This window comes from Cryobacterium sp. Hh7, from assembly GCF_004403155.1.
In the GTDB taxonomy this organism is placed as follows: Bacteria; Actinomycetota; Actinomycetes; order Actinomycetales; family Microbacteriaceae; genus Cryobacterium; species Cryobacterium levicorallinum.
In genome coordinates, this window is the sequence record NZ_SOHG01000066.1 from 67,027 (window position 1) to 82,746 (window position 15,720).

General features: G+C 63.3%; 14 protein-coding genes and 1 pseudogene. 5 read left to right on the forward strand and 10 right to left on the reverse strand.

Annotation, left to right across the window (positions count from 1 at the left end; translation table 11 throughout):
- From E3T43_RS18030 to E3T43_RS18060, 7 genes are read right to left on the reverse strand one after another with little or no spacing between them, the layout of a single operon-like run.
- Positions 1-1,380, reverse strand: coding sequence for an AAA family ATPase (locus E3T43_RS18030; protein ID WP_134473444.1), 1,380 nt, complete (start codon positions 1,378-1,380; stop codon positions 1-3).
- Positions 1,377-2,990, reverse strand: a complete 1,614-nt coding sequence (locus E3T43_RS18035) for a hypothetical protein (RefSeq protein WP_134473445.1) — start codon at positions 2,988-2,990, stop codon at positions 1,377-1,379. The genes E3T43_RS18030 and E3T43_RS18035 overlap by 4 nt, the downstream gene beginning before the upstream one ends.
- Positions 2,990-4,480, reverse strand: coding sequence for an SCO6880 family protein (locus tag E3T43_RS18040; RefSeq protein ID WP_134473446.1), 1,491 nt, complete (start codon positions 4,478-4,480; stop codon positions 2,990-2,992). The genes E3T43_RS18035 and E3T43_RS18040 overlap by 1 nt, the downstream gene beginning before the upstream one ends.
- 17 nt (positions 4,481-4,497) lie before the next feature.
- Positions 4,498-5,910 (reverse strand): hypothetical protein, encoded by a 1,413-nt coding sequence (locus E3T43_RS18045; RefSeq protein WP_134473447.1) that lies wholly within the window; start codon positions 5,908-5,910, stop codon positions 4,498-4,500.
- 1 nt (position 5,911) lies between these two features.
- A complete protein-coding gene (locus E3T43_RS18050; RefSeq protein ID WP_134473448.1) occupies positions 5,912-6,226 on the reverse strand; it encodes a hypothetical protein in 315 nt (104 codons plus the stop codon).
- Between the two features lie 23 nt (positions 6,227-6,249).
- Positions 6,250-6,855, reverse strand: a complete 606-nt coding sequence (locus E3T43_RS18055; RefSeq protein WP_134473449.1) for a M23 family metallopeptidase — start codon at positions 6,853-6,855, stop codon at positions 6,250-6,252.
- A gap of 2 nt (positions 6,856-6,857) precedes the next feature.
- A complete protein-coding gene (locus E3T43_RS18060; protein ID WP_206751406.1) occupies positions 6,858-7,409 on the reverse strand; it encodes a hypothetical protein in 552 nt (183 codons plus the stop codon).
- A 539-nt stretch (positions 7,410-7,948) separates the two neighbouring features.
- Here E3T43_RS18060 and E3T43_RS19420 point away from each other — a divergent pair.
- From E3T43_RS19420 to E3T43_RS19105, 3 genes are all read left to right on the forward strand, one after another.
- Positions 7,949-8,215 (forward strand): helix-turn-helix transcriptional regulator, encoded by a 267-nt coding sequence (locus tag E3T43_RS19420; protein ID WP_255454221.1) that lies wholly within the window; start codon positions 7,949-7,951, stop codon positions 8,213-8,215.
- 539 nt (positions 8,216-8,754) lie between these two features.
- Positions 8,755-10,587 carry a hypothetical protein gene (locus E3T43_RS18070; RefSeq protein WP_241979075.1) on the forward strand — a complete coding sequence of 611 codons (1,833 nt, stop codon included), beginning with the start codon at positions 8,755-8,757 and terminating at the stop codon, positions 10,585-10,587.
- Between the two features lie 801 nt (positions 10,588-11,388).
- Entirely contained in the window at positions 11,389-11,772 is a 384-nt protein-coding gene (locus tag E3T43_RS19105) for a hypothetical protein (protein WP_206751407.1), read from the forward strand.
- Positions 11,773-11,894: 122 nt separating this feature from the next.
- Here E3T43_RS19105 and E3T43_RS18080 read toward each other — a convergent pair whose 3' ends face one another.
- The 3 genes from E3T43_RS18080 to E3T43_RS18090 all read right to left on the reverse strand — a co-directional run bounded on the left by E3T43_RS18080 (position 11,895) and on the right by E3T43_RS18090 (position 14,224).
- Entirely contained in the window at positions 11,895-12,953 is a 1,059-nt protein-coding gene (locus E3T43_RS18080; RefSeq protein ID WP_198414397.1) for an IS30 family transposase, read from the reverse strand.
- Positions 12,954-13,237: 284 nt separating this feature from the next.
- The gene (locus E3T43_RS18085) at positions 13,238-13,684 is read right to left on the reverse strand and encodes a DinB family protein (RefSeq protein ID WP_134473455.1); all 447 of its coding nucleotides are present in this window, start codon (positions 13,682-13,684) and stop codon (positions 13,238-13,240) included.
- Between the two features lie 108 nt (positions 13,685-13,792).
- Positions 13,793-14,224 (reverse strand): HPP family protein, encoded by a 432-nt coding sequence (locus E3T43_RS18090; RefSeq protein ID WP_241979076.1) that lies wholly within the window; start codon positions 14,222-14,224, stop codon positions 13,793-13,795.
- A gap of 182 nt (positions 14,225-14,406) precedes the next feature.
- On the opposite strand from E3T43_RS18090, the gene E3T43_RS18095 reads away from it, so the two are divergent.
- Positions 14,407-14,979 (forward strand): ABATE domain-containing protein, encoded by a 573-nt coding sequence (locus E3T43_RS18095; RefSeq protein WP_134473457.1) that lies wholly within the window; start codon positions 14,407-14,409, stop codon positions 14,977-14,979.
- 49 nt (positions 14,980-15,028) lie between these two features.
- A pseudogene (locus E3T43_RS18100) lies at positions 15,029-15,619 on the forward strand (Tn3 family transposase); the annotation flags it as partial.
- Positions 15,620-15,720: the final 101 nt, after the last annotated feature.

Here is a 15,720-nt window from a genome sequence, read left to right on the forward strand (position 1 = left end):
TTAGAGCCCGTCGGCGACGGCCGCGCCGGCGCGAAGCCACGCGGCGCGCGTCGATGGCCGCACCGCGTCGTACCGGAGCGCTCCCCCGTGCAGCGCCCGGTCGAACGGGATCGTCACCGCCATTCGGGCGAGCCCGGTGAATCCGTCGGCGACCCGTTTCGCATCGGCAAGTGTGCTGTTGCGTTCCGATTGCAGCACGACCACGACGGCATTGCGGGCCAGGGAGGCCGAATGCTCATCGCGCTCCGACAGCGCCTCCAGCAGGAGCGCACCGGATTCGGCGGACTCCCCCAGGGCGGTGGTGGCCACGACGAGCTGGTCGGTGTGGTCGATCATCCGTAGCCACCGAGGCGCGGACTCATCGTTGCCGGAGTCGAAGAACACCAGACGAAAATACTTCGCGGCCACCTCGTGCAGAGCATCGAAGTCGTCCTGGGTGATGCGCTGCTTGGTCGCCAGCAGCTCCGGGTTCGAGCGCAGCACGTCGTACTTGTCGCTGGTCTGGTGGTGCACGAATCGTGCCAGATCCGAGATCTGCGCGGAGGGCGACAGCAACCTCACGGTGTCCGGGAGGAGATCCTGCACGGTCGCGTCGTGCGGGCCCTTCTCGGTGCGCCACCCGAGGGTTCCACGGGTGTCGTTGTTGTCCCACGCCAGCACACCGGCGCCCCCGTGCCGGGCGAAGACGGCCGTGAGCATGGCGGTCGTGAGCGTCTTCCCGACTCCGCCCTTGCCGTTGACCACGGAGATCTTGCGTGGTCCGGGCCAATGCTGGCTGACGGCTTGCACGTGCCTACGGCGTTCGCGTTCCAAAACGGATGCCGGCACCTGCAGCCCGGTCGTGCGGGCAAGCAACCCACGCCATCCGTTCGTCGCCGCCGGCTCGCGACGCTCATCGATGATGAAGGATGCGCGTGCCGCCTTGCGGGTCGGCAGCTCGTCCCCCGAGTCTTCCGCGGTCTCATTCGCCTCCGCGGTAGAAGCGTCATGGAGGGGCGAAACAGCCGCAGAAACAGCCGCAGCTGCTGTCGGCTCGGAGAGGTGGGCGGACAGCTGCTCCGCCGGGAGGGAGGGTGGCTGGATCTTCTGGGAGACCGGTGCAGTTTCCTCCTCCGCCGGCGGAAGAGGTTCGTCTTCGCGGAGGTGGCCGTCGGGGCTCGCCACGAGACGCCACTGACCGGTGTGGTCGTGCACCTCAAGGCGGACATCGGTACCGAGTCCGCTGGCGAGCTTCACGACGCGGCTCATGATCTTGGTGCGCAGCTCGGCAGAGGTTGACGCGGTGAGGGTCTCGGGGTTGCCGAGAACGTTCAGCTCCACGGTCGTGTCGGTGACGACGGCGCGCACCTCGGGAAGAGGAACGGTGGTGGTGATGCTCATTCGCGGTGTCCTATCTGTTGTACCAACTGGGGGTCGCCGGTGGGCCAGAGCCTGTCCAGCGCCGATTCATCGAAAAGGGGCTCGTCGCTTTCCGGGACGAGGGTGGGGGCCGGCTGATCGCTCGCGGAGCCGGCCTCGACGGCCTCGTCGGTGCTGAAGAGGTCGCGTTCCCACTGTGTTGAGGTGGCGAAGGCGTCGACGATGTAGGAGAACCGGCCGACGTAGGCGAGGAACACGCCCGACTGCAGCGTGAGCGCGAGACGGGCGTGTGCGGGAGAAAGCTTGAGCCGGGCGGTGAGATTGTGTTCCTCTTGCGTGTTTTGGCGGAAGATGAACTTGTTTTCCATGTCCCCGGCGATCGAATACGCGAGGGTGCGTTCCTTGGAGCCCTCTTCTCCGACGGCGTCGAAGTCGCTCATCTTGTGCAGGATGACGATGTTGGACACCCCGTAGTGCCGGGACAGCTTCAACCACTGCTGATAGGTGCGCAGGGCCTGTTCGGTGGCCATGTCCCGCCAGCCTTCCTCGCGGACGAGGTAGCGGGTGCGTTTGGCGGAGCGGTCCGAGATGACGGCCTGAATCCAGGAGGACGTGCAGATCTGGGTGAGTTGTGCTGCCAGCTCGCTGCGGTCAAACAACGCCGAGGTGTCAACGACAACCATGGGCGCGTCTGGATCGAACGCGACCGTGCTCTCCCCTTCGAACAAACCCTGCAAGTCGCCGGCGACGAACCGTTCCAGAACGTGCCGGGCTCGTTCGCCGTTGCTGGCCATCTCCGGCCGGTAGCCCGGGGCGCTCTGGTCCGGGGACACCAGCGCCTGCCACACGTGGGTGATGGTGGGCCGGTCGTGGGTGACGGTGATCGCGTGCTCGAGGGCCCAGTTGATGGCGGTGTGTTCCATCGGGGACAGTTTCGCCTGCCCCTGGATGGTGGCCTCGATGACGCTGGTGAGGGTCGCCCGGCGGCGGTCACGGACCATGATCTCGTCGACGTCGTCGGACACCCCCGTCTGGCGAGGACCTCGATCGAGCGGGTTCAACCGCGCGGTGGTGTTCTCGCCGCCGATCGCGATGACCTGGCCGCCGACGGCTTCGGCCACGATCACCCACTCCCCCTTGGAATCTGAGGGCACCACGACCTGGTGGCCGAACGCGAGCGACCGGGTGCACAGCTGTTTGATCGTGCCGGACTTGCCGGAACGGTACGCGCCGATGACGAGGATATTCGTGGACAGGGCCGCTTTCGCGGTGGTGTTCATATACAGGTCCCACGGCGAGAAGTGCCACAGCACGTCGGCGTTCAGATCGACGCCGAGCAAGGGGCCGTCATGACCGAGGCCATCGTCGGCGACGAACGGATAGATGCCGGCGAGGTTGTGGCTCGTGGCCTGGTGCGGTGGCTGCGCCAGCTGCATCCAGTTCCAATACTCGCCCGTGGAGACACCTGGGCCGAGCGGGCCGGCGGCGGCCGCGGGGAATCGGACATCGCGGTCTGCGGTGTTCTGCCCGTCACGGGCCTGTCGGAGCCGGGCGATCTGCTGGCGTAGCTCCTTGCGCTGGCGGCGGGTGAGCTTCCCAGGTGGGGTGACGTTGAAGACCTGTTGGGCCATTACTTCATCCCCTGTCCGAGCGGGAGAGCACTGACCATGAGCGCTTCGGCCTGCTGGCAGTACAGAATCTGCGGTTCCATTCCGGCGCGGGTGAGCGCGTTGCGCATGCCAGCGAGAGACGAGTTCAACTTCTCCTCGCTGGTTGCCGATACGGTCAGGTAGGCACCGTACCGATACTCGCCCTCCCCCGCGACGATGCTCTGCTCTTGATCGATCAGGGCATCCCAGTCGGCGTTGTCGGCCGCGCTGTCTTGCTGGTTGCGTTTGGCTTTCACTCGTTGGTTGGTACGCCAGGTGCGCTTTTCATCGTCGATGCGCTTGAGCGCGGAGCGGGTCTTCACCGGGGTAAGGACCAAGGAGAAGATGTGGGTGACGGCCTCGCCGGAGTTCGGGTGCCGGGCGAAGACCAGCGGTTCGATGAAACCGACGTGGGTTTCGGTGCGCGGCCATTCGTGGATCCACATGGTGGAGTGCCAGCCGGAATCAGAGCGGACGATGCCGTTTTTCCCGGCCGGTTCGTCGAGCGCCATGGGCCCGATTGCGGCCAGGTCGACGCCGGCATCGTCCTGCAGGCGGCTTTGCGTGGCGGAAAGGTATTCGGGGTCGAACGCGGTGCGTCCCAGCGCTGCCCACTCGCGCACACTGAGCCACTTGCGCACGTCGAACCGAGCCGAGCGGAGGGCATCCGTCACGTTGGCGGTCTCGATGCGGGCCAGCGCGAGAATGCCCGGCTTGCCGCCGCCGAGGTTCTTGATCTGGCCGTGCAGCTTGACCAGATCGAAGGTCAACGTGACGTAGTTCTTGTGCGAGACCGCGAAGGACTCGGACTGGTCGAGGACATTGCCGTAGTTGTGGGCGACCGCAGACCTGGGGTCCAGGCCCCGGCGGGTGACGGTCTCGGCGTAGAACTGGCGGGCTGGCAGGATCGTGGTGGGTACCGTGCGTTCCTGGAGCGAGACGCGGGTGATTCCGTCGCGCTGGGTGAACCCGGCGAGTACCTGGCCCCAGTTTCGGGCGAGTTCGTTGCGTTCGGGGATTTCGAGCATCAGGAATCCCTGCACCTCAAGCTCCGCGGTGATTGAGATTGTCTTGGAGAACGGGTTGTACGCGACGGCCTGTCCGTCCGCATTCCACACCTGGATGCTCGCGAGCCGGCCGGGCAGGTTCAGGGTGCCGACGATCTGTGGGCGTTCGGGCCGGAACCTGGTTGTCGTGCCGCCGAGCGCTCGGCGCACCTGCAGGGAGACCCATTGCGCGGCAATGCGTGGGAACGCGACCCCGTGGTACTGGGCCAGACCGGCGACGGCCAGCGTCAACCAGATCGGCATCGAGACGAAGAATGCGGGGAATCCCCACCGGTTGATTGAGACGATTGCGATTCCCGCCGCCGCCGCGAGGGTGATGAGATTCCACATGTCCAGGCCGGCGATGATGCCCTGGGTGTTCTTTCGAGCCAAGCGGATGGGGCGATCAGTGGAATGGGTACTCATACGAGATCCTTTCGTGCCTATCGGGCGGAAGAGGGTGCAGTGGACTTCGACGGCGACGGCGACGGTCCGGCCGGCGCGGTGGCAGGTTGCCCGGCGGGCTTACTGGCCGAGGGGGTCGGTTTGGTGGCCGATGGGTTTCGGCCCGGCGAGGTGCGCGGGGTCGGGCCGCCGCTGCTCGGCGCTGACGGGGCTCGCCGGCGGACGGCGGCGGTGCGGCTGGCGACGGCGGAGCTCAGGCTCCGGGCTGCGCGGCCACCGCTCTGCTTGGCCGTGGCCCCGCCCCGCGAGGCGATGTTGTCGATCGCGGAGGTCGCTCCCGCACCGATGAAGGAAAATAGGCTGAACACGGCGACCGGGGCGAAGGCGATCATGATCATCCCCAGGCCCAGCGGAAGAGCCTGAATACTCCACATGCTGTCGACCTCGGCGAAGCCCTTAAGGACGAGCATGAGGAATCCGAGGGTGAGCGGGGTAGTCAGGATGAGCGCGATCACGGCGGAGAACCAGCGGATGACCCATTGCACGCCGATCTTCATCGGAAACAGCATGAATGCGACCGGGCCAAGAGCGACCAGCGCAGCGAGGGCAAGGTTGCGGAAGCTGAACACGAAGACCAGCACCACCACGCCAATCACGAGCAACGTCAGTACGGCCTGGGCTAACCAGATGTTCCCGAGGCCGCCGCCGAAGATGATGTTCTCGACCGTCCTGTATAGGCCCTCGCCCTGGCCGCCGCGCGTGAGCAAGGGGTCGACGAGCTGATCGACCACGTCCACGATGTTGCCCACCAGCCATAGCGAGCCCGCGGAGAGTGGAACGGCCAGGAAGAATCGGATGATGGCTGCCGTGAGTTCACCGCTATCGCGCGACCACAGTGCCGTGGTGATGGCCACGACGCCGGCGATCAGGATGACGATCAGGACCACCCAGCTCCACCACGCCCATTCACTGACGGCCGCCGTCCACAAGTAGGAGTTCGTATTAAACGATGTGTTCTCGATCACCCACGCGATACCACCGGTGATCACGGAGGCGATACCGCGGGCCATGGATTCCGCGACGGTGCACATCGCGTCGACCGCGCCGCAGCCATACTCCAGCTTCAACTCCTTACCGCCTGTGTCCGTGAGGGCTCCAACATTGTCCTGTGACCGTGTGCACACAGTCACAGTGGCGCCGCTGTATTTCACTCCTTTGAAACAGCGTTCGGGTGTGCCGTCATAGACGTCTTCCGGGGTGCAGGAAATGCGTGCGGCGCTGCCGGTGCAATCGAGGGGGAATGCGGGTCCGCTCCACGGCTCGCCCTCGATCGCCCCGGCTGAAGCAGCTGCTGCGGGGAGGGGTGTAGCTGCCTGAGCGGCGGTCGCACCGACTCCGCCCAGCGCTGCGGTGAGCACGAGGAGGGCAGCAATGCCGAGGAGCCAGCGCATGTTAGAAACCGAAGTCGAAACCGACGGCGAAGGCGAATATCGCGTTCACCGCGCCGAGTCCCGCCGCGACGGCGAGGATCTTCAGGATCCACTCCCCCGACCAGGACTGGAACCGTTCGGAACCGCCACCCTTGGTCACCACCCCCACGAAGGCGATGATCAGCATGATCAAGACGACGATGAGTGCACCCGCCAAAATGAAGGAGCCAATGCTGATCAAGCCGGAGATGAAGGGTGCGTCCCAGTCCGGAGTGATGTCGGGGACATCCACCGCGGAGGGGACTCCGCTGAGTGCGGTCCAGAGGGGGAGGTGCAAGGTGTGCCTTTCGGTTGGTGCGATTAGAGGGTGATTCCGCGGACCTGCAGGAAGGGAACGGGGCTAACCCGTTGCTCACCCACGCGAGTTTCGAAGTGCAAGTGACAGCCAGTGGATTGACCTGTTGTGCCTTCCCTGGCAATGACAGCACCCGCCTGAACGGTGTCGCCGGGTGAAAACCGTGCGCTGTCCCAGGCCAGATGCGCGTAGAGGGTCTGGACGGTGTCGGGGTGATCGATCATGATGCGGAACCCGTAGCTGCCTTCCTCGCCGACTTGTGCGATCGTTCCGGAACTGGCGGCGTAGATGGGTTTGTTGCAGCCGCTTGCCATGTCCATGCCCCAGTGCACGCTGGAGCAGTAGGTGCAGGGGGCCGCACGGGGACCGAAATCGTCCGTGACCTGGTAGCCGGACACGGGCAGTGTCCAGTCGCCGCTCACGATCGGACTCTGCGCAACACGATTCGACGGGGCGGTCTCCCCAGACCCCAGGGCGACCGCGAATACCACGGGCAGGGAGAGCATCGTCACCAGTGATGCAATCAGCACGAGGATGAGCGTGAGTGCCCATTGACCGAGTCGCTGGGGCCCAAACACCTTGATGGCGGTGGCAACCAAGGGCGCGGCCAAGGTTATTTCCTCGTTTCGGGGAAGAACCGGATGAGTTTGCAGTCGGCCGGCGTCTGACTCGACCCTGCCGTAGGGGTTGTGCCGCCGCACAGAACCTGCACACTTACCGCGTATCGCTCCTGATAGTTGGCATTATCGCGTCCCACGTAAGTTGCCAGAACATTGGTCGTGACGAGGTGGTATCCATCGGCGATCAGTGCGTCCAGAGATCCTGGTTGGGGGCTCAGGTGGTCGTAATCGATAAGAACGTCGCCGTCGACCTTCGCGGTCACCGTCATCTCGTTGATAGCCTGCGCGTCCCAGTCACTGTCCGGCACGACCACGCGACGGTTCAGCTCGTCAAGTTTGCTCTTAAGCGCGTCCTGCTGGTCCGATTCGAGGTCATAGCCGGGGTCGAGCGTGTGCCAGCTGCCGAGGCCGCCGAGGAACTGCTTGCGGGTAGCCAGGTTGGTGTCATACGTTGACCCGGCGATCGCGGCCGCGATTCCGTAGGCTTTCGCATCGGCCGTGATCGGCTCGGGCGACCAGCCAAACTCGGCCACCGCCGCGTCCACGACGGACTCGGGCTTCGTCGTCGGCTTCGCGCTGGGTGTTGTGGTGCCCGCGTCCGGGGCCGGTTGTGACTGGTCACCGTCTGCAAGCGGTGATAGGAGCGCTCCCATGAGTCCAACAACACTGGCCAATACGACGACGCCAGCAGCACTCGCCCAGGCAATCTTGCGCGTTCTACGCTGGCTTTCCGTGAGTTCCACACGTTCTCGCCGGGCCATGTCATCGCCTCCCAATTGGAGCAGGTAGTACCAAGCGACAACCGGAGTCTCCCCCGTTGTCGCGGCCCCTCCTGCTCTTGTATTCGCGCACGCGGGTTCGCGTAACCCGTTCAGGGGTACCCTAGCCGCTGCCGCCGACACGTCTGGCGCCAGCGGGGACACGATGCCCAGTTGAATCATGCTTTCCGCCTCCACTCTCTGGCAAAACCCTAACATTAAGTGTTAGTGTTGACTATCGTCGTAAATCATTGCGGCAGAATGAGGGGATGCCCCGATATGCGTCCCCTGCAGAACCTCTGCCGCACACGGCGACGAGGGCGATGATGATTTTTGGTGTGAACCCGATTCGGGGAGCCATCGTCCGTCTTCTCTCTCGCCATTCTGAAGGGATGACCTCAGGTGCAATTCACCGAGAGCTCAACGCCACCTATCAAACCGTCTTTCGCCATTTGCAGGAGCTCGAGTCTGCTGGCGCCGTCACCTCGGATGCGGGCGAGAAACGGCAGGGGCAACGTGTTATCTACGTCGTCGACAGTGATGCTGTGCGAGCAGCCTTGGCCGGCTACGAGGATTATCTTCTCGAAGATTAAGCCGACACGCCGCGGGAGATATGTATTAATAGCACCCGCTTCTGCCAATCTTGATGACATGGCGATGGAACCAGGACGTAGACGGCGACAGGATAACTCTCCTACCGTTCTGCTGCAAGTGAGAGTTGACCCCGAGATATTCACGCTCGTCAACGAGGCTGCTGCTGCCAGTGGGGCAGCCAAAGCACTCTACATGCAGACGTTGCTTCGCACTCTTGCCGGAGTGGGTGGGCACCTACCTGTCCTGGACGTCGGTCGTCCCCAGCTAGAGGAGTTGCCTATTCCGGCCGCTTAAACGAAAGAGCCCGTCGCTTTCGCGACGGGCTTCTGTAAGTTTCGTAGCTCAAACCCTCCTCGCTTGCCGGCACCGAGGTTAGAGCTAATCCAGATCAACAGCCCTCACGGGAGGTTTCTCTATGTCACAGAGCATAGCGCATAAGAGGCTCGATGCACCTGAAAAGATGTTCGGCGTGTCTACATCTGAGTGGACTGCCTGGGATTTGACGCGCCGAATTAGTCCGCGTGACCAGGTGCGTGTCATGGTGCGCGAGGCCGATGGTCAGTTGCACATCAACCAATACCCTCGTTTGTATCGTGTCGGGCCGGATGCACCCACGACGCCGTGGTGTATTCGTCTGGCCGATGCTGCGCATCAGTTTCGGTTGCTCTGCTTCGACTTTGACGCGAAGACTCCTGACGCCGTGGAGAATGCCGTTGACGACTGTGAGTCTCTTTCCGGTGTTCTCGATGAACTCTCGATCGCGCACGTGGTCTGTCAGTCGTCTGCGGGCGGCGGCCGACATGTGTGGATTGGCGTAGCTGGTGGGGCGTCCCCGGCGATTGTCGCTGCTGTCGCGCGAGAGGCCCACGCGACGTACGAAACCCTTGACCATGGCATGTTGCTGAACCCGGCCGAGGGCGCCGCGCGTCCGCCCGGGGCTCCGCACCGGGACGGCAGTACCTCGACGGTGCTCCGCGGTCGCGCCGATGTCCTTGCGGCGCTTACAACGGCGCCTGGCGAACTGGAACGGCTTGCCGTGGTGCTCGGTGAGCGTAAACCTGCCCTCCGGCACGTTGATACGCGGCCCTCAGGCCCGGTCGATGGCTCACACCACACCCACCGGGACCTCAGCAAGACGGGGGAAGCCCACATGGCCACCATCAATGGTGGTAGCAACCCGTCGTGGACGGCTTTCATGTGCCTGTTGACTGCGGCCAGCGCAGGGTGGACGCTCGGTGACGCCCTGCATGCCGCGAAGACGGCTCCCGGTATGGAGCACTTCCGCACGAAGAACACGGGGCGCGGTACGCGCCGGCCCCGCAGCGCGGGCGAGGCCCGTGAGCGCCTGGCCCGCCAGTGGGCCAAGGCGCAGCAGTACGCGGCGCTTCAGCGCCCGCTCCCCGCCGCGCAGGAACCCCGCGATCTGACCGAGTTGGACGCGATCGTCACCGACGTCGACGACCTCCTGACGCGCCTTCGCGTCAACGCCGGCCGGTGGGGACGAACCGAAGCGGCCATTTCCCAGCGCACCATCCTCATCGCGCTGGCCTACCTGACCTTGCAGACCGGGAAGCACGCCGTCGCGGCCTCCATCCGCGATCTGGCCCTGATGTCTGGCCTGGGCCGTACGACCGCCGCAATCGCCCTCCACGCCCTCACCAAAGCCGGATTTATTCAGCAGGTGCGGGGTGCTGACGGCGGAAATGCTGCCGAATGGGAGCTAACCGGCAAGTTTTCCACAGTCTCTGACACAGTCCGGTCACAACCATTTAATAACCCCCGCCCCCCTCCCGAACTCTTCACGCTCAGGGCCGAACTGGTACGCACGATCGAGTATCAACTGACCGACCAGCTCCACGACCTCTTCACACGTCAGGGACTGGGCCACCTTGCCGGGAGGATTTACGCACTCCTCCGCGAGCACGCGGCCCTAACGATCGACTCTGCTGCCCGGTTCCTGGGGGTCTCCCCCCGCCACACGGCCACGATCCTGAGCAGGCTTCGCCGTCACCGACTCATCATCAAACACTCTGAGGGCTGGGCTCGCTCACGCCGGGACGTGCGCACTCTGGCGGCTAGGGTTCTGGGTGTTGAGGGGATGCTGGAGGCCCGGCGTGAGCGGTACGTGGCGGAGCGTGAGGTGTGGGCGTGGTGGCAAGCCGAACACGCCACGATGACCAGCAGTCCTAGGCAGCGGCCGCGCCGGCCCCACGTGTCCAGTCGGCCCCTGTTTGAGGCGAGCACACCAGGTGAACGCGTGTGGCCGCGCTACCCGAGATCACCGGATGGCCGGGCCGACCATCGCCAAGCGCGCGAGTATGTCGACGACGGAATGCTTAACCCGGAAAGTCGTTGGCAGCTCTCCGCGTAGGAATAGGGGCCAGCTCACGAAACGGAATAAATACCACGCTAAGAGTTCCCGGGCCTGTGCAGGGGGCGGATTTTTCCGGCTTTGGGTTGGCGGGGTTGTCCGCGCATTGTGCCTGCAGTCGTCGCGTTTGTGTACGGTGATCTGGCGCATTCCCCGCGCCCCCGCGTCGGAAAGTCACTCGAAGTCTCGACCCCACCGGAGTGGGCCGAGTCCGTTGGACGATGAGGTGGAAACCAGCTCTCAACGCCTTCGCCATCACCTTCCACGACTGCTGGCCGAACGCAGAATCCTACTAATGAAAAACGCCGGAAACACCGTTACCGAGACACTCCCTGCAGACACGAAAGCCAGGGAAGGAGCCAAGAAGCGACCTTGCGCTCGAGGTACAAAATTCCCCGCCGTTAGCGTCGGCGTTCGACGTCCACCCAATTCAATTCCGGACAACCTCTTACGGAATTCAATTCTCGACCGATAGAAGAGGGTGAGGGAATTTAATGCGTTTTATTAAGCCTTCTACATTCGCTGACGCGCTATGGATTGAGAGCCGAATCAATGGTCAGAGCCAATGCTATTTCGTCCCTATCTAATCGATCGATTTTCCAACGAGTCGTGACCCTCCTCGTTGCAACAGCTGGGATCCTTTGCCTGACCTCGCTCGCCTCTCCGAGTCAGGCAGCAAATGCGGCGGCAAGTGCGACCAACACCAGCTATGCATTCTCTTACACGGGCACGAGTCCGACGATCACGCTCCTGTGAAACTCAACACCCAGATTAACTACACCTACTAGGGGCGAGATTCGTATGTCATTCAGCATCAGCTCCGCCTCGTCGGTCGCGGGGCTCACCCCGAGTCGAACTTCTGCCACTCGCCCTATCGACGGGCTTCCGGCCGACAAGCTCATGTCCGCTTTGACGGCATCCGATCGCGAGATCGTGTATCAAGCGACCGGGCGACGAGTCGATGAAAGTTCAAATATAGTTTCCATGTTTGCAGTCGAAATTGCGCTGGACCGTCAGTCGGGATATCTTTCGGCCGGTCAGGAAATTTCGCCGGCGTACCTTCAGCTGATGGCGACAAAGTATGCCGGTGACGAGTACTCGCAATCATTCGGTGTCGCCATCGGTAACGCATTGAGCTACCTTGCGGAACAGGCACCCCGAACAGGCATCGACGTCACTGCGTAGGCCTTTTCGAGACCTCTGCAGAGTGGAATGCGGATACGAGGACGTCTCGGAGGGTAGATGGCGCGCGCTATTTAATAGCCGGCGATAAAAGGGCGCTTTCTAGCCATCGTCGCAACACACGATCAAATCTGGGCTAGTTCTTTGAATCTATCGAAGTGCGTTTGCGATGGCTCCCAATTGCGCGATTCGCGGGGGCGAGCGTTGATCTTGGCAGCGACCTCAGCCAAGCGTTCGGGGCTGTGGAGGTCCAGGTTAGTGCCCTTGGGGAAGTACTGGCGAATGAGTCCGTTGGTGTTCTCATTGGAACCTCGTTGCCACGGTGAATGTGCGTCGCAGAAGTAGACGGGGATCGTCGTTTCTTCCTGGAACTGCCGGTACTCGGCCATCTCCGATCCTTGATCCCAGGTCAGCGTTTTCCTGAGGTGCGCTGGTAGGGCGGACATCGCCGTGCCGACCCGTTCGCGGACGGTTGCTGCGTCGTGCTTGCCGCCCAGGTGCACGAGCATCAGGAAGCCGCTAGTGCGTTCCACGAGCGTGGCAATGGCCGAGCGGTTGAACGCCCCGCAGACGAGGTCCCCTTCCCAATGGCCGGGGATGATGCGGTCGTCGACCTCGGCGGGCCGCTCGCTCAGGAGCGGACCCGAGAATCGTGAACGCCTCGCGGTGGTGCTGCGTCGGGGTAGTCGTCCGCGTCGGCCGGTGCGCAAGTGACGGGTCATCTCTCTCGTGAGGCCGTGGTTCTGCGGCGAATACAGGGCCTGGTAGATGCTCTCGTGGACAACATTCATGGCCGGCTGGCCGGGGAAGTCGACGCTCAGCTGGTGACTGATCTGTCGTGGGCTCCACTGTTCTTTCAGCATCTTCTGGATCGCGTCGCGCAACGGCGTACTCGTGGCGATCTTGCTTTGTCGAGGGCGTTTACGTGCCGCGTCGGCGAACGTTTGAGCAGCTCGGGGAGCGTATCTCTTGGCGCGCGGGGCTCGGTTACGGCGCACTTCTCGGCTGATGGTGGATGGGCTTCGCCCCAGCGCTGCTGCGATCTGGCGCAGGGACGTGCCGGCGTGCAGCGCATCGGCGATATGCACCCGCTCGTCCTCGGACAGGTATCGTGGCGAGATGACAGTGGGAGCGATCCGGGAGATTGGGGCGTAGGTCGTCTCGCGGCCGTGTGCCTTTTTCACGGTCCGGCCGTGGCGCCAGCGCATCCCCGTTCGCCGATTGATTTTCAGTGTTCGACATGCTTCAGCGTTGCTGATTCCTTGCCTCATGAGCCGAGCATATTCAACACGTGTCTCGGCCATCGGCAGCGCGCCGGTGCCCTTTTTCCGGGTTCGTGAATTGTCTTCCATCGCTACTCCTAAACGTTAGGTGTTGCGACGTTGACTGGAATACGCCCGCTGTGATTTGGCCCACATTAATGCGGTTTCCCTCCGCCGCTCGATGCGAGGGAGGGCTGCCGGTATAGTCAGTCGGTGGTGACACACGTTTCTTGGATGCGGCTGAGATCCCACAGGTGATGCAGGGCGTCGTGCTCGTTGCCGCGAGCGATCTCGAGGATGCTCTGTGGTCCGCGAACCCGGTGGATCAGGATTGAGTGCGGGTCGCGGACCGAAGAGAAGGCCTCGACCCACTCCTGGCTGGCCTTTCGCAGACCCCATAGGGCTCCTGTAAGAGTTGAGGCGCCATAACGCCGCGCGGTGGCCAGCTCGTCGGGGGAAAAGCTGTCGACATCGGTCGTGCCGGTGACCACGACCCCGATCATGCGCTCAGCCCAGGTCCGCAGGGAATCGGAGACGTGGCACACGTATTCGGTCACTGACCAAGACTGCGGGTTCAGGCGCCACGGACCGTGCAGCGATCGTGCCTGCTGGTCCATGGCATCAGGGTAGGAGCCGATGGATGTGAGGATCATGTCGAACGGGTGGTCCCAGGTGTGCCCGCATTCGCGGCACGGAGACCCGAAAGTCCTTTCGCCCCAGGTCGGTGTCTGTGTGGTGGTCATCTGCAGCTTCCTTCTCGGTCAGACCCAGTAGGTGGGGTAGTTGGTCCCGCGCAGCAGGGATCGGAGGATCCCGAAACCGACGAGGATGCACGCCGCGATGCCGGCGCAGATTACGAAGGACACCTGTCCTGCCGTGACCATGGTGCCGATGACTGCGGTGGCGGCCGCCGGTGAATGGGGCATACGCAGCAGCAGCATTGCCCCTAGGGCCAGGCCGCCGGCGATTGCGGCCGCCCAAATTGAGTGGGTGATGAGCCCCATGCCGACACCGACCAGGGCGGACACGATCTGGCCCCCAATCACATTCCGGGGCTGGGAGAGGGGCAACTGCGGGGCACCGGCTACGAGGGCCATCGACGCGGCCATCGGGGGGATGAGCAGTATGTGGCCGGACAGCGTGCCCAGCAGTACGAGGCAGACCAGAGCTGCAACGCTCGTCAGAGTTGCCACGAGGAGAGTTGTCGCAGGAATCCGGGCTGGGGCCTGGGAGCCCCAGCGTGAACGGGGTTTGGGGGAAACGGTGGCCGATGCGACAGAACTGCTGGCGGTCATAATCTTCTCCTGTAAGTTTCTAATGGTCTCAAGCACTTGGAACGTTAGTAGGTTGGTCGGGAAGGTGGCAAGATGGATGCATGACCCAACAGCAGCCAGTCACCGGACAATGCCTGGCACTGGACTTGGTGAACAGCGCATATATCGTAGGAGGAACCCGCGGGCGTCTGGTGGACTCGATCGGTTCCCCGGAGCTGTTGCAGGACTGGTGCGCGCAGCGCGTGGATCAGCTGGCACCAGCCGGTCAACCGGGGAAGCTCGGCGATGAGGACCTGAACCGCGTTCGTGAACTACGAGCGGCGATCAGGGGCGCCCTCGAGGCCGTGGTGAACGACCATCTGGTCGGCCCAGATGACGTACAGACTTTGTCGGATAACGTGGCGCTGGCCCATCGGCGCGTAGTGCTGACATCCGACCTGACGATCCGCTATGAATGGTCTGAACCTGACTTCGGGACGCGAGCAAGCATGCTGATCGCAGAGGACGCGATCTCCTTGCTCGCGGAAAGAGCCGCGGGCGTTCATGCCTGCGAGGCCCCCGGATGCATCATGTACTTCATCCCCACCACGGAGCGACGGTGCTGGTGCAGCACGACGTGCGGCAACAGGGCCCGTGTCGCCCGACACCAACGGCGCATGGACAACGGCGACTAATTACCACACTCGTGTTTGAGGCGATCGCCTCCGGTCCTCCTCAGACCCCGGTCTGCTCTACCACGAGTCCGACCTACGGATTGAGGAGCACTACACCGACACCGCCGGTTTCACCGACCACGTCTTCGCCCTGACTCACCTCCTCGGCTACCGCTTCGCCCCGCGCATCCGCGGCCTGGCCGATAAACGTCTCTACATTCCCGGAAAGTCCGACAGCTATCCGACCCTGAAGCCGCTGATCGGCGGCAACATCAATACCAAAATCATCCACGCCCACTGGGACGATATTTTGCGCCTCACCACCTCGATCAAGACCGGCACCGTCACCGCGTCGCTGATGCTCCGAAAGCTGGGCAGCTACCCGCGGCAGAACGGTCTGGCTACAGCCCTGCGGGAGCTCGGCCGACTCGAACGCACCCTCTTTACTCTCGACTGGATGCAAAACCCCCAGCTCCGCCGACGCGTGCAAACCGGCCTGAATAAAGGGGAAGCACGAAATGCACTCGCCCGCGCCGTATTCTTCAACCGCCTCGGCGAACTCCGCGACCGTTCCTACGACAACCAACGCCACCGCGCATCGGGACTGAACCTACTCACCGCCGCGATCACCCTCTGGAACACCGTCTACCTCGACCACGCCATCTGAGCTGCCGCGGGGATTTCGGACAGCGGAATTAGTGGTTTCTTCTACGCTGCCAGGGCTGGCTTTTCATAACCGTAGTGCACTTCGTTAGGCCGTCG